The following is a 21,790-nucleotide window of genomic DNA, read 5'->3' as shown; positions in this document are numbered from 1 at the left end:
TGGTCCGCGGATACCAGTGGAGACATCGGTGCTCATAAGTGTAGTGGCCGTATCGGCGGTCGGCGTTATGTTGGGAGTGCGGTTCAAGGCTCCCGCCCTTATCGCGGCCACCGGCCTGCTACTGATCGGGAGTTTTGTCTGGAATTCCCTAGGGCTGCCGGGCTACGTGACCGTCGCCAAATTCCTGATCCTGGCATTCGCATTGGCCTGCGCTTATATCGTAGGTCTGTTCCTTTCCGTGCACCGGAGGCGGAACGAACGGTGATCCTTGCGGACTTCAGCAAGCTCTGTCGATGCGAATGACCGCGAACACGGTCCTGAACAGGATCACGACGTCGACCCAGACCGACCAGTTCCGCACGTACTCGCTGTCCAGCGCCACGCGGTTGGCGTAGTCCATGCTGCTTCTTCCGCTCACCTGCCACAGGCCAGTGAGTCCCGGCCGCGTCCGAAGGTATTCCCCCAGGTGGTCGCCGTACCGTTTGAGTTCGTCATTCACGATGGGCCTTGGACCCACACAGCTCATGTCGCCGCGGATGATGTTGAAGAGCTGGGGGAGTTCGTCCAGGCTTGACTTGCGAAGCATCCACCCAAGGAATGTGACGCGAGGATCGTCCCGGATCTTGTGGGTTTCCTCCCATTCCAAGACGACTCCCGGATTGGCTTTGAGATATGCTTTTAGAACTTCTTCCGAATTGGCAACCATCGAGCGGAACTTGTAACAATTGAACGGTTTCCCGCCGAAGCCAACTCGGCTGTGCGAAAACACTGCTGGGCCTCCCGCCGTCACCCTGATCAACAGGGCGACGACGATCATCACTGGCGCCGCGATCACAAGTGCCATGATCGCTACGACCAGATCCATGATCCGCTTCAGGAGACCTCCCAAGGGAGGCTCCGTCGCTCGTGTACTGGTGGCGGGCGACAGGTCTGTCAACACTGTCCCGGCACTGTCCTGGTCGGTCGCGGGAATAACGGGCAGTGCTATCGTTCTGCTGTCGGTCGCCGACAGTCGAGGTGACTGAACCCAGATCGGGGTTCCCTGATGCGACGGCTTCTCGACGGCATTCGTTGTCATGGGAGGGTCGCTGTTTCGAATTGTTCTCCACACTTTTCCAAGGTCGGAGCTCGTCGGCAAGAAAGGCAAAGGAGGTAGCGTGGCGGTCCTGAACTATCCCCCTAATCCCACGCTAATCCCAAGGAATGATCCCCCACACGCTTTTTGCGACTTTCGAAGGAGAATACCTCGCCATCCGTTCATGCTTTGCGGTGCTTGGCGCGCGCCTTCGTCAGAAGCACGCCAAGGACGGGCGTCCTGCTGGCCTGCAGCGTTCTGACTAGTCCCCGCAACGTTTCGACGTGTACCTTACCCCACTCGGCGAGGATGACCACGCCGTCCAGGACGGATCCGACCATCAGCATGTCGGCTCCCGAGGCAAGTGTCGGCAAGTCGAAGATGACAATGTCGTAGGGGGTAATGTCGCAGGCGGCAAGGTCCGAGAGAAACGCCTCCATATTACGTGGTGCCAGCAGGTTCTTGGCCTGGACGACCGAACTTGGAAGCAGGTCGAACGACCGCCCCGGAGCGCAGACGATGTTGAGCCGGACAGGATCTTGGAACGGTTTGTCCAGGGCGCCCGATGGGCCGAGTAGCCGCTTGGTCATAGCCGGCCGCCAGACGTCGGCGTCGATCACCAATGTCTTCAGGCCGGACATCGCGTAAAGGGTGGCAAGATTGCAGGCAACGGAACTCTTCGAACTGTCATTGGATACAGCGGTTAACCCAAGGAATTTGATCGGGTGGTTGGTTTCCGCAAGGCTGATTTCGGTCCTCGCTTTCCTGAGGCTCTGGCTGTATCGGGAGTGCGGATATCTTGCCACTTCGTCGACGTGGCCTGATGCCCTCCTCCTGCTGATGGCCGGTAGTTCTCCGACGCATTCCACACCTAGATTCTCCCGGATGCGTCGGGGCGACCTTACGGTCCAGTCGAGCGTATGCCTTGCTAACGAAACGCCGATACCGAGAATGAACCCGGAAACCGCCGCGAAAGCCAGCATCAGCTTCGGCCTTGGAGCGCTCGGCTGGAGCGGCGCCGTCGCAGCTGTAATCACCCTTGCGTCTGCAACCGGGTATGACTGCTGGCTCACCGAGTTGGTGTATGCCTGCAGGAAGCTTTCATACATCTTCTGGTAGGTTTCGGCAGTTACCTCAAGCTCCTCAAGCGTCGGGACGGTGTTTGCCCCGTCCTCCGGTTCGCCTTCTTCGCCGACGCTGTAATCGTGCCGTGAACGGAACTCCTGCGCTTTCGCCATGGCCCTGTTCATCTGGGTGCGCAATTGGCGAAGGCGCTTCTCCAGCCATGCGCCGCCTTCCCTTGCTGCCTCGGCCTTTGTTTCGATCTGCTCACGCACGAAAGCATCGGCAGTGGCGTTCGCAATCCTGGCTGCGCCTTCGGGATCAAGTGAGGTGAAGGATATGTTGATGGCGTAGGAAACGCCGACTCTGCGGATGTCGAGGCCTTGGCGGAAAATCAACATGGTGCGCCGGGACTTCTGGTAATCGGTCAGCATCACAGGCGTCTCAGGCACGTCCAAGCCAGAAAACTCCCAAAGCGAGGTGAGCCAAGCGCTTTTCTGGAGCTCGAAAGCTTCAACCAGGATCGCTTTTATTTTCCTGATTCTCTCCACCAAAATCGGAACCTGTGGACGGTTGAACTTGGGATCGTCAACGAGTTTCAACCGATCGAGGACCATGACCGCAATCTTTTCCGACTGCATGACTGCGATCTGGCTTTCCACTTGGGCAGTGTCCAATGACAGATTGACTTCGCCCCCCTCCTGCAGGTGTTGCGGCAGTTTCGGCTCGATCAGGATTTGTGTGCTGGCAGTGAAAGCTGGGTCGGTGGTCAAATTGTGAAACCAGGCCACCAAGACAGCTGCGGCCACACAGGCAATGATCGTTCCGAAATAGCGCCTCAGAAATCCGGCTATATCGGCGAGGCTGATAAACTCCTGACTAGCGGAAGGCTGCAAGTCAGTTGTCGAGGCCCATTGGTGGGGGGATATGCGATCCAATCACGTTCTCCAGCACGCGTGCGGAAAAATCCTGCGCGCACGCCGTCTCGACGCAAGCGGTCCATGGCATTCGGCCGATGTTTTCATGAAAGCGAAGGCCCGGCGTTCCCAGAGTGCCGCAAAAGGCTACCCCTGCGCCAGGAAAGGTAAACGCCGCCAATGGGCGTATAGCCTACGCCCTATGGGAGGGGAGAATGCGCGGCAGGCCTCGTTCTCGATCTGTCGACAAATGATATTGCGGTTCCAACGAGACCCGCCGTCCGCGGTTGATCGCTACATTCCGCGTGAGGTATCGATCTTCGCGCACATACGTTCGGGGTCTCGCCGTTTTCGATCGCCTCCAGTGCGAACGGCGCACAGTCCGTCATCCTTCTTCGCACGGGGGGCGGAGTTCCGCGGATGCCGTTGGATTTCCTTGAATGCCTTCGAGAAGGCGAGCCAAGCGTCAGAAACACCTTTCGCCGACATTCTCGCGGACAAGGAACCCGCGGGCCGCGGCATCTTGCAACGCATCCTTGTCGTCGGCGCCCGAGCAGAGTGCAGCTTCAGGAATACACTACCACGCCTGGACGCGTCATCATTTCGGCCATCGGCATGGATGCTCCCATTGGATGAGGGGGCGCGAACCAGCGTGTTAGGACTACTCGAATTCATGAGGGGGCCTGCGCCCGGCAGCGTGCTAGGGCTGTTCCGCGCCAGGGCGGAGCAAGATGGTGCTGGTCTCCGGCGCGACGTCGCGAGATGTTCGGGGCTCTCGATGCCGAGCGGCGCCGCAATCCAGAGGTCGGAGCCTACAACCAGACATTCTGAGAGGGACTGGACCATGCCGGAGCGGATCGTAAGTTTTGTCATGAGCGGGGGCGTCGGCTCACGGCTGTGGCCGCTCTCGCGCGAAGATAATCCCAAGCAATTCCACAACCTTTCGGGCGACGGCTCCATGCTTGCGAAGACTGTCCGGCGCCTCAAGGCGCGGAGGGACGGCGAGACGCCGATCTACCTGATAGCTTCCGAGCGGCATGCCGACCGTGTTATCTCGGACATCGGTCCGCTTGGCCTAAATGGCGGCAGACCGATTTTCGAACCCGTCGGCCGCAATACCGCCGCGGCGGTGGCCATAGCCACTTTGCACACGATCTCCGGATATGGCGGTGACGCGCTTGTGCTCGTGGTCCCCTCCGACCATCAGATATCGACCGAAACGCAATTCTGGGAAACCGTCGAGGCGGGCATACCCGCCGCCGATTCAGGAAGCATTGTCATTTTCGGCATCAGGCCGACGCATCCCGAAACCGGGTACGGCTACATCGAGGTTACGGCAAATAGTGACGGCGGGGCCGCCGTTTCCGTTTTGCACTTTGTCGAAAAGCCCAATGCCGAGACGGCCCGCAAATATGTGTCTTCGGGAAGATTCTACTGGAACGCCGGCATCTTCCTGTTTCGTGCCGACACGATGCGGAAGGCATTTCTCGACTTCCGGCCGGACATCTGGGACACCGCGGAACGGGCCTATAAAACTGCACGGACCGACGTCTCGGGCATCTACCTGCCCCAGGGCTTCTATTCGGCTGTCCCATCGACGTCGATCGACTACGCAGTCATGGAGCATGCACGCGGTATTGCGATGGTCACGGCTTCCTTCCGCTGGAACGACCTTGGATCGTGGCAATCGCTGCTGGAAGCCAGCCCGACGGACCGCGACGGCAATGTCGTAATCGGCGACGTTGTCGCCCTGGATTGCGGCAACTCCTATCTCCGGAGCCAGGGCAGACTGCTGACAGTCATCGGAATGAAAAATGTGGCGGTGGTGACAACACCGGACGCGGTTTTCGTCGCTCCTGTCAGCCACAGCCAGAATGTCAAGAAAGTCGTCGAACAACTCGAGAAGAGCGGACGACTCGAGACGAAGTTCACGGCGTCGGAAGACCGGGTCATCATCAGCGGGTCATGGCGCAAGCGCGTCGAGCACTGGCTCTTCAACGAAACCCTGCCGCTGTGGTCCACTGCAGGTGTCGACGATGTGTATGGCGGCTTCCACGAGGCTCTCGGTTTCGATGCAAGGCCGCTGGGGAAACGCAAGCGCATGCGCACGATGGCTCGCCAGATTTACGCGTTCGCGGTGGCCAAAGAACGCGGCTGGGTCGGTCCGGCCGACAAGCTCATCGACCACGGCATCGACTTCATCGCGAGACACGGCCGCACCGATCGCGGTGGCTGGGTGCGCACCCTTAATTCCGACGGTAGCGTGGCTGACCCGGCGGAGGACGCCTACGATCATTCCTGCGTTCTCCTGGCGCTTGCCCATGCTCATCGATGCGGCCATCAGGACGCCCTACGGCTGGCACAAGAGACGTTCCATTTCATCGACACCCATCTCGAGGACGATAACCTCAACGGCTTTCTCGAACCCTCCGGCCGGGACGGGGTGCGGTTCTCGAACCCGCATATGCACATGCTGGAATCCTTCCTTGCTTGGCATGGGGTCACCGGCGACCGTGCATATCTCCGTCGGGCGGCACGCATCGTCGATCTCTTTCGGTGCCATTTCTTCGACCAGGAGAGCTGGACGCTTGGGGAACATTTCGATGTCGAGTGGCTACCGTTGCCGGGAGACGAGGGACAGTGGACCGAACCAGGGCACCATTTCGAATGGGCCTCGCTCCTCGTCGATTTCGCGCGGGCGAGCGGGCAGAGAGACTTGGCAGCGTACGCAAGGAAGCTCTATTCGTCGGCGATCGCCAGCGGATTGAACCGGGCCACGGGGCTGGCTTATGCAGCCGTGTCGCGGCAGGGAATGCCCTTCGACCGGCTCTCCCGCAGCTGGCCGCAATGCGAAGCCATCAAGGCGTCCATCGCCCTGGACGGAATTGGCGGGCCCGATCTGAAACCAGAGATCGAAGCTCGTGTCGCCCGCCTCTTCAAATGGCATATCGATCCCGCACCGCTTGGCTTGTGGGTCGACAGGATTGACGAGCGCGGAAGGTCACTGGCGACTGAGGTCCCCGCGAGCATTTTCTACCATCTCGTGACGGCCTTGATGCAGTATCTGGACAAGACCGGAGGACAAGTCGAACCATTCCCGCTACCAGCTTTGGATATGAGCAAGGCCGTTCCGAAGCAGGTTTACGGCTGACCCAACTGTCCGCCATGTGCGAAAACTAGATACCGCGCATGGCGGCGCGACTGGGGTCAGGGAAAACCGCGCCCGACTTCGGCCCAAGGACTGTTAGCCGTCGATTCGGCATGCCGCGGCAAGCGTATACCGGCTTCGTACCGACCGCTCGGACAACCGTCGATGAACGTTTGGAAACAGCCCGTCACGGACTCAGACATGCCTAACAAACGGTTAACCGTCCTCATCGCTGAGCCGGTTGGTAGAGACGAAACCCGCTAGCCGCCCTGAGGTCCCTTCATGGCCCCCCACTGGTTCAACCCTCCGGTCCCCGTCAAGACCGAGCGTCCCGGGATCATCCGCAACGTCAACAATGCCGAGGCAGCCGGCGAGGAGCTGATGAAGTGGACCATCCGTGGCCCTTGGTGGGACCTCGCGGTGCGCGTTTGCATCGCAGTGATTTTCGACGAGATGGAACCTGAGGAGGCCCGCAAGGCATTCCTGGCTGCTGCAAAAGAGGAGGGGACGTTACTCCCCCCAAGGACAACTAGCTAAATTGGATTGCGGTATGAGGTTCTATGTGTCTCTGACCAACACCGCCTTCGCGAAAGGAGCCCGCCGCGGTGAGGGAGAGGCGACGGACCCCCCACAGCGGCTGCACATCCACGAAGAATCGACCGCTGCGAGCTCTAAACCCGCGAGGGCCTACATCGTTCCCTCATCCGCGCCTACGCGAGTTGCGGCTGACTGGGAAGGGACGCCCCGAACATGACAAAGAGAAACAAAGAAGATTATCAGTCCGTCTCCAAAGCAGTTCGGAAACTGATCCGTTCTGAAGACAATCGTCGTCACATGCACAAGCTGTTAAGGCTAGAAGTCGAACCAGAACTGCCGCCGACCCTAGCGTCATTACTCGCGGCTATTGATCGGGCCAAACAGGGGCCGACCGAAGAAGGTAGCGGGCTGGCTAAGCGTTAAACAGAGGCTCGCTCCGTGCTGGTTTCTCTGATCCCCTCTTAGAAAATTCCTACAAACATTCCCCTTGATTTTTCCCGACAGAGGATCATCAATGTTCCCTTGGGTATCGCTGAGGTGGAGGCCTTGGATGAACGTTCGGACGAACTGCCGACCCAACAAAGTGACTGCCAATGAGCTTGTTGAAGAGCTGATTTTAGAAGACCGGCGCGGCCAAATCATTTCCGTCAAAGAGACTATCGCAGCGGTGCGTCGAGACGGGCCACATCTGGCGGAAACTGACTGCGATCTGGTGGGGCTTATTGTCGATTTTGCCCCAGCCTTTGGCCTGTTCGTCGCGTTCGACCTTCGCGAATAGCGGCATGGCGCTCTCCATTGGTTCAACCCTCCGGTGTACGTCGGGACGACCGACCCAGGTTGTGGGACGAAAGGCGGATCGAGGAGCGCTCTATAGGGTCGAGAGGGGCATGGGAGGTCCTCGCGCGAGCCAATATATCCGATCACCGGCTCAGAAACTCTAGCCAAACATTCCTGACAGTTGCGGCCCAGCACCGTACCAATGTACGATTCATACATGGCATTGATGTCGGTCAGGGAGGGAGTAGAGTCCCCTTCGGCGTGTCCCTGGGGAGGGTTGGCCCATCCGCGCAGCATCCGGTTCAGCCGCTTCCGGCCGGTAAGTCTCCTGCCTGAGTGCAAGCGCCAGTTCACCGAGCCACCGTTCGACCCCATAGGCTTCGATGTCCGCAAAGTCCCGACCATCTGCGCCCGGCGCGCCCTTGTTGGAGCGGCACTGGGCATAGGCGTACGCCAGAATATCCTCGCGGCTGATCTTGTTGTACAGGGCATAGAAACGATAACCGGCTTCTGCCTTCGCTTTCGCATGTAACGCCGTCTGAAAGTTCCTGAACACTTTTCGGAGTTGATAGGTTGCCCAATCGCCAGGTCCCTCTCCGCTTATTGCGTTCGTCTTGAACTGAGGTGCCTTCCCTCCACCGGCGTTACCCGGCTTCAGCGGTACTACGAACCTCTCCGCCACCCCAGGGCGCCCGGCCTGTCCCTCGCGGGCATCCGGTTGGTCATCCCTGACCACGTCCTGGGGCTTCCCGTGTTGCGTGCACTTTCCTTGTGTACATGCTGCCGCCACTACCCCGGTGCAGCAGATGGGCTCAAACGTCGCTCAAATTCACCCATCCGTATCAGCCTTCCCCGAAAGGGCTGTCGGGTCGGCCTGCACATCGACCTTTTCGAGGCTTGCTCAGCGTTCACTCACGTTGCGGCCTGCACACTCGCGCGGTCACCAATTCGTGACCCGCTAATCGACGGCTTCAGCCATTTCGTCACCTCCATGACTGCTCCGATTGCTTCCGGCTGGAGCGGTTGCCGGGTGGGGCTTGCACCCACTGGAAAGTGCCGCCTTGTCACGGCGCACACCCCTAATGGTCATTCCGGAGGCGAGATTGCAGGTCCGAATCGGATTGAGAAAACGGACGTTCGGCCATCCATCTGCGCCGACCGTCGCGCCACCCCGCTGGCGAGACGCCCGTGAGCCTCTTGAAACTCCGACTGAAGGCCGCCTCCGCCGGCCTACAAGCCTACGGTGAAGGCCGCCTTGTCGCCTTGGGACGAACATTGCAAGTCCGGGGAATAATCCTGGGAGGAGTCCTATGACGATTCCGCGCGTGGAAGTGATCACCTTGGTGCAGCGCCGGCGGCGCTGGTCGCGGGCGGTGAAGGAGCGGCTGGTTGCGGCGCGTTCGAGCCAGGCGTCACGGTATCGGAGGATACGCAGTATCGTGTGCCGGCTACGTCAACCGATTTGCGACATCTCCCAAATTTCTCATGAAATGTTGGGGATAACCGTACTGGCCGCATTGCGACGGAATGGGTGTCCACTACACGATTAGGCCTTGGTGGGGTTAACCGCAAGAATGTTGAGAGAACGAGGTGCCCATCAATGGCTGCGACGGATCTTCCTGGCGATTGGACCGGACAGTACAAGGGATCGAAACTGAACCTCTCGGGGTTCAAGCTCTCCTTTTCTGACGAGTTCAACACGCTTGATGTCGTGCCGAACAACGGCACCGGCAAGTGGTTCGCGCCGGTACACTCCCCCTACGGGGCCGCCACGTTCATGTCGCCGGTGGGGGCAACGAATCCGTTCTCTGTCTCTGACGGGAAGCTGACCATTACCATGAAGCAGGCGGGCGGCGTCTGGCAGTCGGGAACGATGCAAACGGTTAACAGCGCCGGCCAGGGTTTCGCGCAAGTGAACGGGTATTTCGAGATGCGCGCCGCCTTTCACGGCGGGGCGGGAGCCTGGCCGGCCTTCTGGATGCTGCCGCAGGATACCTCCGTACCGCGTCCTGAGGTCGATATCGTTGAAGCGTATGGCGGCGATCCTGATGGTCATCACCGGGCGGTGCACTTGCGCACTTCGGAAAGTTACGCTCGGGGCGACTATACGCGCCTGGCCGATTCGATGTTCGACGGGGCGTTTCACACCTATGGCGCGAGGATCACGACGGACTGGATCACCGTCTACTATGACGGCCAAGAGTTGAGCCGCTTTCCAATGAGCGAGTTCTTCCGCACGCCACTTTATATGGTGGTCTCGCTGGCCATGAATCCCAAAGAGGTCGAGCAGGCGTCCGGCACGTACAAGATGGTGGTCGACTACGTCCGCGCCTATGCCGCGCCGAACGTGATGGAGCAGCACCTGACCGGGACGGGTGCGGCGGATATCCTGAAGGGCGGCAATTTTGATGACGTTCTGGACGGCAGAGGTGGTGCTGACAGAATGTCCGGCGGTCTGGGCAACGATACCTACCGCGTCGATAACGCATTCGACGTAGTCATTGAGGCTGAGGGCGCCGGAATCGATCTGGTCTCCAGCCTGATATCGTATTCGCTGTCCGGCCGGCAAATAGAGCAGCTCACGCTCACCGGCGTTGCCGACATCGACGCGATGGGTAACGAACTCGACAACACGCTGGTCGGCAACGCCGGCAGGAACCTGCTATCCGGCGGGGTCGGAATCGACAAGATGGAGGGCGGCGCAGGCAACGATACCTACTATGTTGACAATGCGCTCGACCGCGTGGTCGAGGGCGACGCGGCGGGCAACGACCGGGTATTCAGCTCGATCACCTATTCACTGCCCAGCCATGTCGAAAATATGACTCTCACGGGCGTCGCCAACATCAACGCCCAAGGCAATTCTTCCGACAACGAGCTGACCGGGAACAATGGGAACAACCGGTTATCTAGCTATGATGGCGCGGACCGGCTCGATGGCGGGACCGGGGCCGACCTGTTGAATGGCGGTGCCGGCAACGATACCTATTATGTGGACAATGTACTGGACAACGTCATCGACGAAGCGGGCCTCGACCAGATTTTCAGCTTGGTCACGTACTCACTGGCGGTCGATCGCCGGCTGGTAGAAAATCTGCATCTGACCGGAAACGCCAACGTCGGAGCCACGGGAAATTCCCTCGACAACGTGCTCGACGGCAACGACAGCGACAACAACCTGGACGGCGGCCGAGGCAATGATTCCGTGCTTGGGCGGGGTGGCAACGATGCACTAACGGGCGGTCTGGGCATTGACCAGCTTACTGGTGGCGGCGGCAACGATTCCTTCGTTTTCAGCGCGCCGCTCTCAGTGGCAAACCGCGACATCATCACTGATTTCAACCATACGGCCGATACATTCAGGCTCCAGAATGCGGTAATGCAGGAGCTGGGAGCCACCGGAGCCCTCGAGCCAAGGTATTTCTTCGCTGGAACTAGCGCGCACGACGCCGACGACCACATCGTCTATGACAAGGCTACGGGTGCGTTGTTTTACGATTCCAACGGAAACGTCGCAGGCGGCGTGACACAGCTCGCGACGCTGACGAACAGGCCGACGCTGCTGGCCGACGATTTTTTCGTGATCTGATCCGGCGCCTACAGCGGTGCGCGTGAAAACGAGATCTCACGGTACACGACAGTCAGGGTGAGAACGGGATGATGTGTTTGGATTGAAGATTCCTCAGCAAAAGGATCTTCGCCCATGCCACTGATTCATTCCGCTCTCATCGAGACGTTAGGTTGGCACTTTGCATTGAGCAAGAGCCGGCTTGTGACGCTTGCAGTGCTGATCGCCGGGCTTGCCCAGTCGCGCAGCGTCAACCTTTCGCATCTGGCCGTGCATCTGTGCGGCCCGGTGTGCCATGCCTCGAAATATCGGCGGCTACAGCGGTTCTTCCAGTTCGTCCGGCTCGACCAAGCCGTGGCGGCGCGGCTCGTAGTGTACATGCTCAACCTGGAGCGACGAAAGTATCTGGCGCTCGATCGCAACCAACTGGAAGCTCGGATCGCGCGACATCAACATCCTGATGCTGGCGATCGTCACAAGGCGCTTCCGGGTGCCGCTGCTGTTTGCCTTACTACCGCATCAGGGCAACTCCGACACGGGTCACCGCATCGCACTGATGCGCCGTTATCTTAGCCTGTTTCCTGCTGCCTCCATCCGCTGCCTGCTCGCCGATCGTGAGTTCATCGGCGCCGAATGGATGGATTTCCCCAACGAAAACAATATCCCCTTTGCCATCCGGGTGAAGGTCGACATGACCGTCACCCTCGAGGACGGTCGCTCATGGTCGCTCGCCACGCTCTTGCGGCGCAGGCGGGCCTGATGCGCAACCCTCGTCGGGTACATCAACGGCACAGTAGGCGCCACGCGCGAGCCTCTTCGTCTTGCCGCCAAACGCCTTGGCAACGGCGAATGGCTGATCGTGGCCACCAATCGCCCGATCCGAAGCAGGCCCTCAACGACTACCGAAAGCGGTGGGGTATCGAATGCCTGTTCGGTGATACCAAGACACGAGGCCTCAATCTCGAGGACACCCACATCACCAATCCCGAGAAGTTCGCAAGCCTCATCGTCGTCGTCGTCGTCATGCTCGCCATCACATGGGCCTATCGATGCGCCACCCAGACCCATGGGCATAAAGGCCATACCGCGCAAAAGCCACGGTAGACGGGAGAAGTCGTGGTTCCGTATCGGTCTCGACGCGCTGAGGAACTGGATACTCAACAGCCCCAAAGCAGCTGCCCATGCATGGCTCGCAAAAGCACCCCGACGATCGATTACGGTCTCAAAACACGCCTGAGTCGTGTACCGTGACCGAGATCACCGCGCACCGCTGTAGCTTCTTGTTTGCGCATCGCTTTGTTCGAAAAACCGGTGACCACTTTTTCGAGCGCTGCTCTAGTTCTACTGCGTCATAAACTGTGTTGGATGTCTTTGGCAGCAGGGATATCGTGTGATGTTATTCCTACAACGTCGCTCCGACTGATCCAGTGCCCGTTCGTGACAGCTAGCGAGAACAGCGCCCATAAGCTCCGGCAAGGCCGCTGGTGGCTTTTCCCGTGGTGGGCGAAGGAGATGCCGAACGCCTGATTTCAGGCGTTCGCGATCGACTTCCAGCGCGCCAGCCGCTCTGCGATCAACTCCGCGCGCTGGCGATCGTCGTTTCCGTCCAGGATGGCCAATCCGCCGGATCGGCGCCCAGGTAGACACCGGATGTCCGCGCGTTCACGCCCTCGGGGCCGTCCGAACGGGTCGTAAAATACCCGGCGGCGCGATCGACGCACTCCAGCAGGATCTCTCCCCTACCGCACAATTGCGGTGCGCTAGGGTCGCGGGGCCGTTCTCGGTTCCAGTAGTAGAATACGCCGGCAGGCTCCTTCCTCTCCTTCAGGGCTTCGCTCCAGTATCTGGCGGACAGAGTGCCGTCCTCCAGCCATGAGCGGCCACGCAGCTCCAGCGTACTGTCGAGGGCTCGCGAGATGCGCAGGAGGCCTACGGCGGAAGGCTCCCGCGGGCCCGCGCGCCGAGAGGGAGAATTGCCACCACAGGCCCTCAATGCGTGCGACGCGGCCCTCGCTCTCGATCGCCTTTCGAAGCTTCTGGTTGATGGTCCTCATCTCGGCAGCCTTTGTCGCTTCGCCGTATCGTACGCACGTCAATCCGAGGAGATCGGTCGGAAGCTTCGAACCCCTCGCATGCAGTATGAAGGTTCGGCGCGAGCCGAGGACGCTGCTGAAAGACCGGCTTCGAAGACGACATGGTCGCGCGGAGAAGCCTGGCCGGAACCAGCGGAAGGGGAAGCGTGCAGGCTGGCCGTCGTCCAGTCGTCGCGGGCGAACACGAACGCCGCGAAGTCCACTTCACGCGTAAGCTCGAGGAGACGGGTCAGCGTGGTCGTGCCTGGATTGAAGGATGTCGTCCAGGGATCGACATGCGCGACGTCTTCGAGGCCGCGCGTAAGCGCCTGCACCAGCTTCATCTGCGCTCCCGACGAGCCAAGGAAAATGCGGGGCTTGTTCATCTATTCCCTCACTACAGCAGGTCGTACCACCGCCGTCCCCGCTGCCACGGTGTCTTAACCACGCTGAATGCGCAAGACACGCACGGAAACGATCCCCGCCCGCGGCCGAATCTGTAGGGTACTTGTGGAGAGCAGCCACCGAGAGAACTGCACTTGCGTGCGCGTTCAGCGTTAGGCTGTCGCGACCTGAAATGACCTGCCGAGGTGGAAGGAGCCCCGCTAGTTGGCGACGGCTCGCAAGGGCTAGTCCCGATTTGAACCGCTGAGGACCTTTGCCACCTATGCGCCACCGATCTTCGTCGAGGGCGCATTCATCGCCGCCTCTGGCGGCTTCATCTCCATCGCCGTGGCGATCGGCATCTCGGTCTGGCGGGCGCGCGAGGCGAAGAACGTCGAGACATACGGATCGGCGCGCTGGGCGAAACCGAATGAGGTCAAGTCCGCCGGTCTGCTCGGGCTGACGGCGTGGTACTCGGCATGTTCGATCGCGATTATCTCCGTCACGACGGGCCGGAACATGTTCTGTGCTTCGCGCCGACGAGAAGCGGCAAAGGCGTCGGCCTCGTCGTGCCATCGCTTCTCACCAGGTCGGGCTCGGCCATCGTGCACGATATCAAGGGTGAGAACTGGCAGCTCGCTGCAGGCTTTCGCGCCAGGCACGCCAGGCACGGGCGGGTGCTGCTGTTCGATCCCACGAACAGGAAGTCCTCCGCCTACAACCCGCTTCTCGAAGTGCGCCGCGGCGAGTGGGAGGTGCGTGACGTCCAGAATGTCGCCGACGTGCTGGTCGATCCCGAAGGCTCGCTCGAAAAGCGCAATCACTGGGAGAAGACCAGCCACTCACTGCTCGTCGGGGCGATCCTGCACGTACTCTACTCCGAGCCCGACAAGACGCTGGCCGGCGTCGCGGGATTCCTGTCAGACCCAAAGCGGCCGATCGAGACCACTCTGGCAGCGATGATGACGACGCCGCATCTCGGAGAGATCGCCTCGCATCCCGTCGTCGCCTCAACGGCGCGCGAGCTCTTGAACAAATCCGACAACGAGCGGTCTGGCATTCTCTCCACCGCGATGTCGCTCACGCCGTGCTGCTGCTGGACCGAGCCGGATGGCACACCACCGGCAATCTCGTCTGGCCAAAAAACATCACGCCGATCCTGCTGCCATCGCGCTCTCCGGAGCTCAATCTGGTCGAGCAGGTCTGGCAACATCTGCGCGCCAACTTCCTCTCCAACCGCGTCTTCGACACATATGGCGACATCATCGACGCTGCCTGCGACGCATGGAAAAGGCTTGCCGCAAAGCCCGACGCAATCACCTCAATCGGAATGCGGAAGTGGGCACATTCAGGTCATTTATGAGGGCCGTTGGTATAAGTTAGCGTAGCGCCCTGCCCTCCCCTAGGCCTGCAAAGCCCTCACCCTAGATTCGGCGGCGGCATCTTGAAAAGACATGCACACGGCGGGATTACGCCTGTACGAACATTGGCCCTGCACCGGAAAGCAGACACGCGCAATGCGATTGCGAGCAGACGGGTTCGCGAATGTCGCGATCAACCGTGAGGCTGGTGCACATTCATCTCGACCTATCTTGATCACGCAGGATTACCCCTGCGTACCCGTCTGGCGGCCCCACTTGGAACTACATGCCGGAAAACGGTAGCCATCCATGAAGAAGGGGAACGCTTTCGTCGTAAAGCTGAGCAAGAGGACCATCAAACGTGCTGCCTGATAGTTATCGGCTCTTGGCCGGCGCAGGTTCAAATCAGGGACGCGCAACCACCGATACCGACATTCACTGATCGTAGTGATCTGAAAAAACTGAGCCGCATCTTGTTACCGGTAGTCTTAAGGCCCGCTCCCCTCATCACGACGCTGGAAGCAGACGACGCACGCCCAAGACTGGCTCGCGCGCAGCGCCGACGGCCGATGGTCGCCAGCCACGTCTCGCCGAACGGCCCCATGTTCACGGCCGTTGGCCGCGTCGAAACCTCGTGATCGAGCGGCAAAAGCGGCAGCACCAGTTCGCCGAAGCGATAGGCTTCCTCCAGATGCGGATAGTCGGGCAGGATGAAGGTATCGATCCCAATGCGCGGTATTCGTCGATCCGCTCCGCCATTGTCGCCGCGTCGCCGACCAGGGCGGTGCCGGCGCCACCGCGCTAGGCCGACGGCCGGCCCTCAGGGTTCGGGCTGATTTCGAGTTTGTCGCGACGGCCCCCGTGCAGCCGGCCCATGCGCGACTGGCCGACGGAATCCATGCGCGAAAACCTTCTGCGCCTTTGAAAGGCTCCGATGACTCAGAAACCCTGCGCTCTCAATTAACCCAATTCTGTCTCATTGGCGCTGACGCCGGTGAGAAGGCGCATATGTCCGGTGCGGCGACTTACGACGCCGACGAGAAGGACTTTACCGAGGGATGCGAGGACGACCGGCACCACTTCCGGTTTCATTGTCTCCCCGGAGCATGCCACAGAGATGCTCGAGCACGTGGGATATGCATCATTGAACGATCAAAGGCGATCTCGCCAAGAGCAACAGACTCTAACGCGGCGCGATTGAGGATCGTCAGCGAGCCGTGGTCGTATCGGGTCATATACCGCCGTTCCCATTCTCTCAGGCAACGATTCACTTTCGCTCGAGAAGCCGGGACCATTGCCGCGAGGTCGGTCTGCGAAATGTGGATACTCAGAGCTCTATCCACGGTAGTCGTGCTGTGCGGCCTCTCTGTCAATCGCAAGAGCGTGCTCGCCAATCGAGTGGATAGGGCACTGGCCGCACTTTGGATCACTCGCTCCTGCGCGTCGTGGGTTGCTTCGCACAAGTACGGGATCACCTTTAATGCGAGATCGGGGTGTTTGTCGAAGACCCTAACCATGAAAGCTACTTCGATTTGCAGCAAGTCGCTGTCCGCAACTGACTCAGCATTCATGTTACTTCTTCGCGTGATGAACAACCTAGTCAGGTCGAAAGTGTCACCGGGACCAAGATCTGCAAAGATGAATTCACGTCCATCCGAGATGGGAGCACTAAGCCGAATTTTTCCTTGAATTATGTAGTAAATATAAATTGGCACGTCGCCAAGGCGAGTTAAGACTTTATTCTTCGGAACCCTTCGTAGAATGGCCACTTTCGCCAGTTCACTAAGAATACTTGGGTCAAATTGCTGAAATAAGCGTATTTTATCGAGCTGTTTGACCCGGACCTCAGCGCCGCAATCTGCCATGGCTCCTGCCCCCCTGATAGGGTAAAGCGCCCCGGTCCCCAAAAGCGTTGCCTTGACTACCTCTTAGAACGAGCCCGATTTCGGGCCGTTCTCGCGCAAGAGCGCTCAGACAGAAGTGTTACCATATTAGGATAGCATAAAATAGGCACTCCTATGTGCCCGGGGTAACAGCGACCCTGTCTCTGAGAGAGTTTAAATCAAATGTGATCGACTGAAAGCCGTTGGGATAACCCCCTTCTATGGGACGGCGTGTGCCATGCCCCAAGAAGGAGAAGGGATACAACAGGATTCGGGGGCTTGTCTCCATGCGGCATGCACCAACCCAGGCGTCGCGTGCGTTCTTGAAGCGGAGCGTAGAACCGCTACGGCTTCCTGTGGGAGCAGTTTGCGTGTTTCTTGCAACTGCTGATTTCCTCCTTGGAGAGACGATACTTCTTGCGTCAAATGACGTCTATCATAGGTACGTCGGCGTGAGCCCGCCAGATATTTGGGAGACGATTTATCTAAGTGTTACCGCCGGCCTATTGCTTGTCGCATTCATGGGGGCCAGAGGCGCCTACACGATCAGTGGCATCCTGGACGATCACCGCGTGATCAAAACACTCTTCACCGGGTGGTTATTCGTTTTCTTTTCAATTCTCTGGCTCGCCTTTCTCACGAAGACGACGTCGACGTTCTCCCGCGGTTCCTTGACGCTGGCGTTTGCGGTCGGATTCCCAACCCTGCTGCCTGGCCACGTGGTTCTAGCGCGTGTGCTGAAACGGCTTCTGGCCGCCGAGAAGCTCGTCCTGCGCACAGTTTATCTGTTTTACGCTGGCGGTCCTGGAATGGAAAAGGGGATAATCGGCAAGCTCGGGCAACAGGGCATCGCGGTTTGCGGTGTTTCGAACATCGAGAACCATGATGGCACGATCGCAGCACGACCGGTGCAAGCCGCCGTCGCAGCTGCGCAGGCTGCGTTCCGTAGTGACCCGTATGGGGCAGTTTATCTCTTTTGCTCTTGGGATCAGCGGAAGTTGATCGCAGGCATCCTGGACGAAATGTCCCGCCTCCCGCTGCCGATCTATCTTTTCGCCGATGCCTACATAGACAAGATTCTGGCCGGATGCCCGCTGCACACCGGCTGGCAGCGAGCCTTCGAAGTCCAGCGCGCGCCTTTGAGGCCTGCCGAACGCCTGCTGAAGCGGTTATTCGACATTGCCTTTGCATCACTGCTACTGCTCTTCCTGTTTCCGTTGATGGCCGTAGTCGCGTGTGCCATCGCGCTCGAGAGCGGTCGCCCAGTGCTGTTTCGGCAGACGCGGCGGGGTTTTTGTGGTAAGCCATTCAATATTTACAAGTTCCGATCAATGACCGTGCAGGAGAACGGTGCGGAAATTCGCCAGGCTCAGCGTAATGATGCGCGGGTTACCCGACTTGGCCGAATATTGCGCCAGTCAAATATCGACGAGCTGCCGCAGTTATTTAATGTGCTTCGGGGGGAAATGTCCCTCGTGGGGCCGCGACCCCACGCCGTCGCTCATGACGATACCTATAGTGCGATTATTGCGAGCTATGCTTATCGCCATCGTGTAAAACCCGGTTTGACAGGCTGGGCTCAGATCAATGGCTTTCGAGGGGAAACGAAGGAGCTGTGGAGGATGGAAAAACGCGTAGAGCATGACCTCTGGTACATACAGTCCTGGAGCGTGCAGCTCGATCTCAAGATAATTTGGACAACCGCTGTACTGGTGCTTTCGGATCGTAATGTCTATTGATGTATAGCAGCTTCTCAGAGACCGTTTTGAAAATCGGCTGACTATGGGTTCCGTCTGGGGCTGGGTTATGATTCAAGCTTTGGATGCGGACAGAGCCGTGGCCGGATGGCCCAGATCCGCCAAGAAGACCTTGCGCTACCCGTCTGATTTGACGGATGAGGAGTGGGAGCAGTTCGCGCCGCTGATGCCCAAGCCTGGGCGGCGTGGCCGTCCGCGCGAGGTTGATTTTCGCGAGGTGATCAATGCGGTGCGCTACCTGGTCCGTTCGGGTTGCGGCTGGCGGATGCTGCCGATCCACTTTGGACCCTGGCAGACGGTCTATGGCTGGTTTCGAGAGCTGGCGCGGCGGTTTCTGTTCCAGACCGTCCACGATGTGGCGCTGATCCTGGATCGTGAGCGGGCCGGACGCGAGGCGAGCCCGTCGGCGGTGATCGACAGCCAGTCTGTCAAGGCTCCGCAAGCTGGAACAAGGGGTTACGACGCCGGAAAGAAGATCGTCGGCCGCAAGCGACACATTGCCGTCGATACGGATGGGCGGCTCTTGATGGTCAATCTCACCACCGCCGATATCTCCGACAGCGCCGGCGCTCAGGCGATCTTGGATGGTATCCACCAGCGCTGGCCCTGGGTGAAGCATCTGTTCGTCGACGGCGCTTATGATCGGCTAAAGCTCATGGACAAGGCCGCCTATCTCGACTTCGTGGTCGAGATCATCCGTCGATCCGATGACCAGAAGGGCTTCGAAGTCTTGCCCCGACGCTGGGTCGTCGAGCGGGCCTTCGGCTGGATGACAAGATGGCGCCGCCTCGTGCGCGACTACGAGCAGCGCATCGATGTCTCGCAAGCCATGATCCTTGGCGCAATGGACGGCAATCTCATCCGCCGAAACGCTCATCCGTGAATTTCAAAACGGACTCTTAACTCTGTGTCCATGGAACCGGTAGCAGGCCGTAGAGCGGCCTCTCACATTAACTGCGCATTCTAAGGGACAGTTCACGGTGAATGGATGGGGGCACACCTCGCTCCAGACAACCAAAGGCTACGCCCACACGCCGAAGCACCTTCAGGACAATCTGAGCGTCTCTGAGGACGCGGAACAGGTCGATGCCGCGCTGCACCTTGGCATGACGCGCGAGACCGACCGCACCGGCACGGCTGTCTTGTAGCATCGCCGGGAAGACTTGACAGGTCCTACCGAGCGCTCGCACCTTTGGGCATTGGAATACCTCTCCTGCCTGACTGGCTGCGGGACAGCTGCTTGAGAGAGCGGGTGAGCGGTGCCTCTACCCACAAATGCAGGCCAACGCTGAAGAGGCAGACAGCGGCAAATGCGGCGAACAAATAAAAAGTGGCTGAGAAAATGGAACCAGCCGGAAGCACTTTTGCCGAAAGAAAGTACACGCCGTGCAGAATCAGCGGATGGATTAGGTAGGTCGCGTAGCTCGCAGACCCCAGCAGGAGAGCGCCTCGATGCGACGCCCGATGGTTTGAACGCTCAAGCATCAACGCTCCGGCGACGATGACCGTCGCTGGTAGGCCAAGCCGCATGAGCCTGATTTCCCCGGTGCGCGTAACCTCGACCCCCAAGTACCAGTCCTGGGCAATCAGCACAGCAATGGCTACCCCAATCGCGAGGACACTCAGTGTTGCTCCGTGGGGCAGGTCGAGTGCCCGTGACTTCAGATATAAGAGCCCCAGCAAACAGCCGAGCGCGAACTCAAGTAGGATGGCATTCGTATAGTACTCGATCACAAAAGATTGTGGCTTGAATACTACGCCCATGAACCAAAACGACAGAAAGGCCACCGACAAAATGGTAGTTGCCCGACTAATTCGCCCCGAAAGCAGGAAAAGGCCGAAGAAGAAATAGAAAAAGGCCTCGTAGATCAGTGTCCATGCCGGAACGAGTATGGGCTCCGAAACGCCGTCGAGCCGTATATTCGGCAGTAAGAACAGGGATGTCAGCAGGTCGGAGCCGTCCCAATTGTGCAGTCCTGACGGACTGAAGCCGACAGAGCTGACGGCTATTATCGCGAAAGTGGTGATCCAGTATAGCGGCAATATCCGGATGAGTCGGTCACGCCAGAACGCGGCGGGGCCACAGTGGCTTCTGTCGCTCGCATAAACCATGATGAAGCCAGATATGACGAAGAATATATCGACACCCGCAGCCCCCAGATGTGAATGAACGGGAAGCGGGTGCAGGCGCTCGATGAACGATTGGGCATGGTACAAAACCACCGCATAGGCGGCGACAGCCCGAAGCACCTGGAGATTGTTCAGCATCAGAGCCTGGCTCTCGCGCTCGCGACAATCATTTAGTCTGACCGGAGGTGATTTCGGAGGCAATTACCTCTTTCGACGCCTCGCATGCGACGTCATACCTCCTATTGGGGAGACGGCGCTGCGCCTAGGCTCGCCCTTTCTGTCAATCGGCCCGGAATTATTCCACGCCGAAATACACAAGGCCTCGCATTGGACTGGCCACGGTATTCGAATGGGACATTCGCCGCCGAGCAAGGCAATGCCAAGGCGGCTCACCGCGGCATTTGGCAGGGCCGGTTCGATCAACCTTGGGATTGCCGTGCGGCGAACGCCGACAAGGTCGAGACAGTCAGCGAGCGATCCACCGGGTTCGGGCTTCTCAGAGACCGTTTTGAAAATCGGCTGACTATGGGTTCCGTCTGGGGCTGGGTTATGATTCAAGCTTTGGATGCGGACAGAGCAGAGCCGTGGCCGGATGGCCCAGATCCGCCAAGAAGACCTTGCGCTACCGTACGCCTCCGGCGAAGGCCGCCTTGCGCGAGCATGGCACGGTAGCGAAGCTGCGCTCTTAAGGTCGTCCTTACGAGCGTAGTTAGCAGCACGGCATGAGCCAGATGACGATATTGACCGGGCCGGAGCGCCGTCGTCGTTGGAGTGAAGAGGATCAGTGCCGGATACTGGCCGCGGCATTCGCGCCCGGGGCCACAGTGGCGGCGGTGGCGCGTCAGTACGATGTCGCGACCAGCCTGATCTATAAGTGGCGCCGCACGGTGAGAGCCCGCGAGACGGGCTTTGCCGAAGTTGTCGTGGTTCCCGATGAACCTGTCGCCGCTTCGGTGCCGGGGGCGCCACCAGCGGTGATCGAGCTGGAGATCGCCGGCAAGGCGCGGCTGCGGATACCGCTGACCACGCCGCCGACACTGGCGGCGGCGATGGTGAAGGCGCTGGGCGTTTCATGATCCCGGTTCCGAGCCAGGTGCGGATCTGGTTGGCGGTCGGCCG

17 protein-coding genes and 4 pseudogenes are annotated in these 21,790 nt (G+C 59.5%); 14 read left to right on the top strand and 7 right to left on the bottom strand.

What is annotated here, in order from left to right:
• Window positions 1-277 precede the first annotated feature (277 nt).
• Window positions 278-940: a sugar transferase gene (locus NKJ13_RS24495; protein WP_502899870.1), complete on the bottom strand. Its 663-nt coding sequence runs from the start codon at window positions 938-940 to the stop codon at window positions 278-280.
• Between the two features lie 317 nt (window positions 941-1,257).
• The gene (locus NKJ13_RS24490) at window positions 1,258-3,075 is read right to left on the bottom strand and encodes a GumC family protein (protein WP_352507537.1); all 1,818 of its coding nucleotides are present in this window, start codon (window positions 3,073-3,075) and stop codon (window positions 1,258-1,260) included.
• Window positions 3,076-3,898: 823 nt separating this feature from the next.
• Between NKJ13_RS24490 and NKJ13_RS24485 the strand changes: the two genes are divergently transcribed.
• The 4 genes from NKJ13_RS24485 (at window position 3,899) to NKJ13_RS24470 (ending at window position 7,517) form a co-directional block, all read left to right on the top strand.
• Window positions 3,899-6,205: an AGE family epimerase/isomerase gene (locus tag NKJ13_RS24485; protein ID WP_352705822.1), complete on the top strand. Its 2,307-nt coding sequence runs from the start codon at window positions 3,899-3,901 to the stop codon at window positions 6,203-6,205.
• A 279-nt stretch (window positions 6,206-6,484) separates the two neighbouring features.
• A complete protein-coding gene (locus NKJ13_RS24480; protein ID WP_352705790.1) occupies window positions 6,485-6,739 on the top strand; it encodes a DUF982 domain-containing protein in 255 nt (84 codons plus the stop codon).
• A 213-nt stretch (window positions 6,740-6,952) separates the two neighbouring features.
• Window positions 6,953-7,162: a hypothetical protein gene (locus NKJ13_RS24475; protein WP_352738777.1), complete on the top strand. Its 210-nt coding sequence runs from the start codon at window positions 6,953-6,955 to the stop codon at window positions 7,160-7,162.
• 127 nt (window positions 7,163-7,289) lie between these two features.
• The gene (locus NKJ13_RS24470) at window positions 7,290-7,517 is read left to right on the top strand and encodes a hypothetical protein (RefSeq protein WP_352705795.1); all 228 of its coding nucleotides are present in this window, start codon (window positions 7,290-7,292) and stop codon (window positions 7,515-7,517) included.
• A gap of 210 nt (window positions 7,518-7,727) precedes the next feature.
• On the opposite strand, the gene NKJ13_RS24465 is transcribed toward NKJ13_RS24470, so the two are convergent.
• A complete protein-coding gene (locus NKJ13_RS24465) occupies window positions 7,728-8,252 on the bottom strand; it encodes a hypothetical protein (protein WP_352778700.1) in 525 nt (174 codons plus the stop codon).
• Between the two features lie 864 nt (window positions 8,253-9,116).
• Between NKJ13_RS24465 and NKJ13_RS24460 the strand changes: the two genes are divergently transcribed.
• From NKJ13_RS24460 to NKJ13_RS24445, 4 genes are all read left to right on the top strand, one after another.
• Window positions 9,117-11,105, top strand: coding sequence for a family 16 glycosylhydrolase (locus tag NKJ13_RS24460; protein ID WP_352738771.1), 1,989 nt, complete (start codon window positions 9,117-9,119; stop codon window positions 11,103-11,105).
• Window positions 11,106-11,219: 114 nt separating this feature from the next.
• Complete coding sequence (locus NKJ13_RS24455; RefSeq protein WP_352778711.1) at window positions 11,220-11,657, top strand: hypothetical protein; 438 nt, start codon at window positions 11,220-11,222, stop codon at window positions 11,655-11,657.
• Window positions 11,545-11,844, top strand: a complete 300-nt coding sequence (locus NKJ13_RS24450; protein ID WP_352738768.1) for a hypothetical protein — start codon at window positions 11,545-11,547, stop codon at window positions 11,842-11,844. The genes NKJ13_RS24455 and NKJ13_RS24450 overlap by 113 nt, the downstream gene beginning before the upstream one ends.
• Window positions 11,805-12,188: a transposase gene (locus NKJ13_RS24445; RefSeq protein ID WP_352738766.1), complete on the top strand. Its 384-nt coding sequence runs from the start codon at window positions 11,805-11,807 to the stop codon at window positions 12,186-12,188. The genes NKJ13_RS24450 and NKJ13_RS24445 overlap by 40 nt, the downstream gene beginning before the upstream one ends.
• 988 nt (window positions 12,189-13,176) lie before the next feature.
• Here NKJ13_RS24445 and NKJ13_RS24440 read toward each other — a convergent pair.
• The gene (locus tag NKJ13_RS24440; RefSeq protein ID WP_352738763.1) at window positions 13,177-13,542 is read right to left on the bottom strand and encodes a TIR domain-containing protein; all 366 of its coding nucleotides are present in this window, start codon (window positions 13,540-13,542) and stop codon (window positions 13,177-13,179) included.
• 271 nt (window positions 13,543-13,813) lie between these two features.
• Here NKJ13_RS24440 and NKJ13_RS24435 point away from each other — a divergent pair.
• A pseudogene (locus tag NKJ13_RS24435) lies at window positions 13,814-14,619 on the top strand (type IV secretory system conjugative DNA transfer family protein); the annotation flags it as partial.
• Window positions 14,619-14,903, top strand: a pseudogene (locus NKJ13_RS24430) (transposase); the annotation flags it as partial. The pseudogenes NKJ13_RS24435 and NKJ13_RS24430, both read left to right, overlap by 1 nt.
• A 486-nt stretch (window positions 14,904-15,389) precedes the next feature.
• Here the strand turns inward: NKJ13_RS24430 and NKJ13_RS24425 are convergent.
• Window positions 15,390-15,810: pseudogene (locus NKJ13_RS24425) on the bottom strand (hypothetical protein); the annotation flags it as partial.
• A 179-nt stretch (window positions 15,811-15,989) separates the two neighbouring features.
• On the bottom strand, window positions 15,990-16,766 hold the full coding sequence (locus tag NKJ13_RS24420) for a Crp/Fnr family transcriptional regulator (protein ID WP_352738761.1): 777 nt from the start codon (window positions 16,764-16,766) through the stop codon (window positions 15,990-15,992).
• A gap of 389 nt (window positions 16,767-17,155) precedes the next feature.
• On the opposite strand from NKJ13_RS24420, the gene NKJ13_RS24415 reads away from it, so the two are divergent.
• The 3 genes and pseudogenes from NKJ13_RS24415 (at window position 17,156) to NKJ13_RS24405 (ending at window position 19,689) form a co-directional block, all read left to right on the top strand.
• On the top strand, window positions 17,156-18,523 hold the full coding sequence (locus NKJ13_RS24415; RefSeq protein WP_352738759.1) for an exopolysaccharide biosynthesis polyprenyl glycosylphosphotransferase: 1,368 nt from the start codon (window positions 17,156-17,158) through the stop codon (window positions 18,521-18,523).
• A 105-nt stretch (window positions 18,524-18,628) separates the two neighbouring features.
• Window positions 18,629-19,424: pseudogene (locus tag NKJ13_RS24410) on the top strand (IS5 family transposase).
• Window positions 19,425-19,521: 97 nt separating this feature from the next.
• Window positions 19,522-19,689, top strand: a complete 168-nt coding sequence (locus NKJ13_RS24405; RefSeq protein ID WP_352507946.1) for a hypothetical protein — start codon at window positions 19,522-19,524, stop codon at window positions 19,687-19,689.
• A 25-nt stretch (window positions 19,690-19,714) separates the two neighbouring features.
• On the opposite strand, the gene NKJ13_RS24400 is transcribed toward NKJ13_RS24405, so the two are convergent.
• A complete protein-coding gene (locus NKJ13_RS24400; RefSeq protein ID WP_352507945.1) occupies window positions 19,715-20,809 on the bottom strand; it encodes an acyltransferase family protein in 1,095 nt (364 codons plus the stop codon).
• 584 nt (window positions 20,810-21,393) lie between these two features.
• Here NKJ13_RS24400 and tnpA point away from each other — a divergent pair.
• Entirely contained in the window at window positions 21,394-21,747 is a 354-nt protein-coding gene (gene tnpA / locus NKJ13_RS24395; RefSeq protein WP_352778697.1) for an IS66-like element accessory protein TnpA, read from the top strand.
• The last annotated feature ends 43 nt before the right edge of the window (window positions 21,748-21,790 follow it).

The organism is Mesorhizobium sp. M0174 (genome assembly GCF_040322275.1).
In the GTDB taxonomy this organism is placed as follows: Bacteria; Pseudomonadota; Alphaproteobacteria; order Rhizobiales; family Rhizobiaceae; genus Mesorhizobium.
This window is presented reverse-complemented; position numbering and strand designations above follow the sequence as displayed.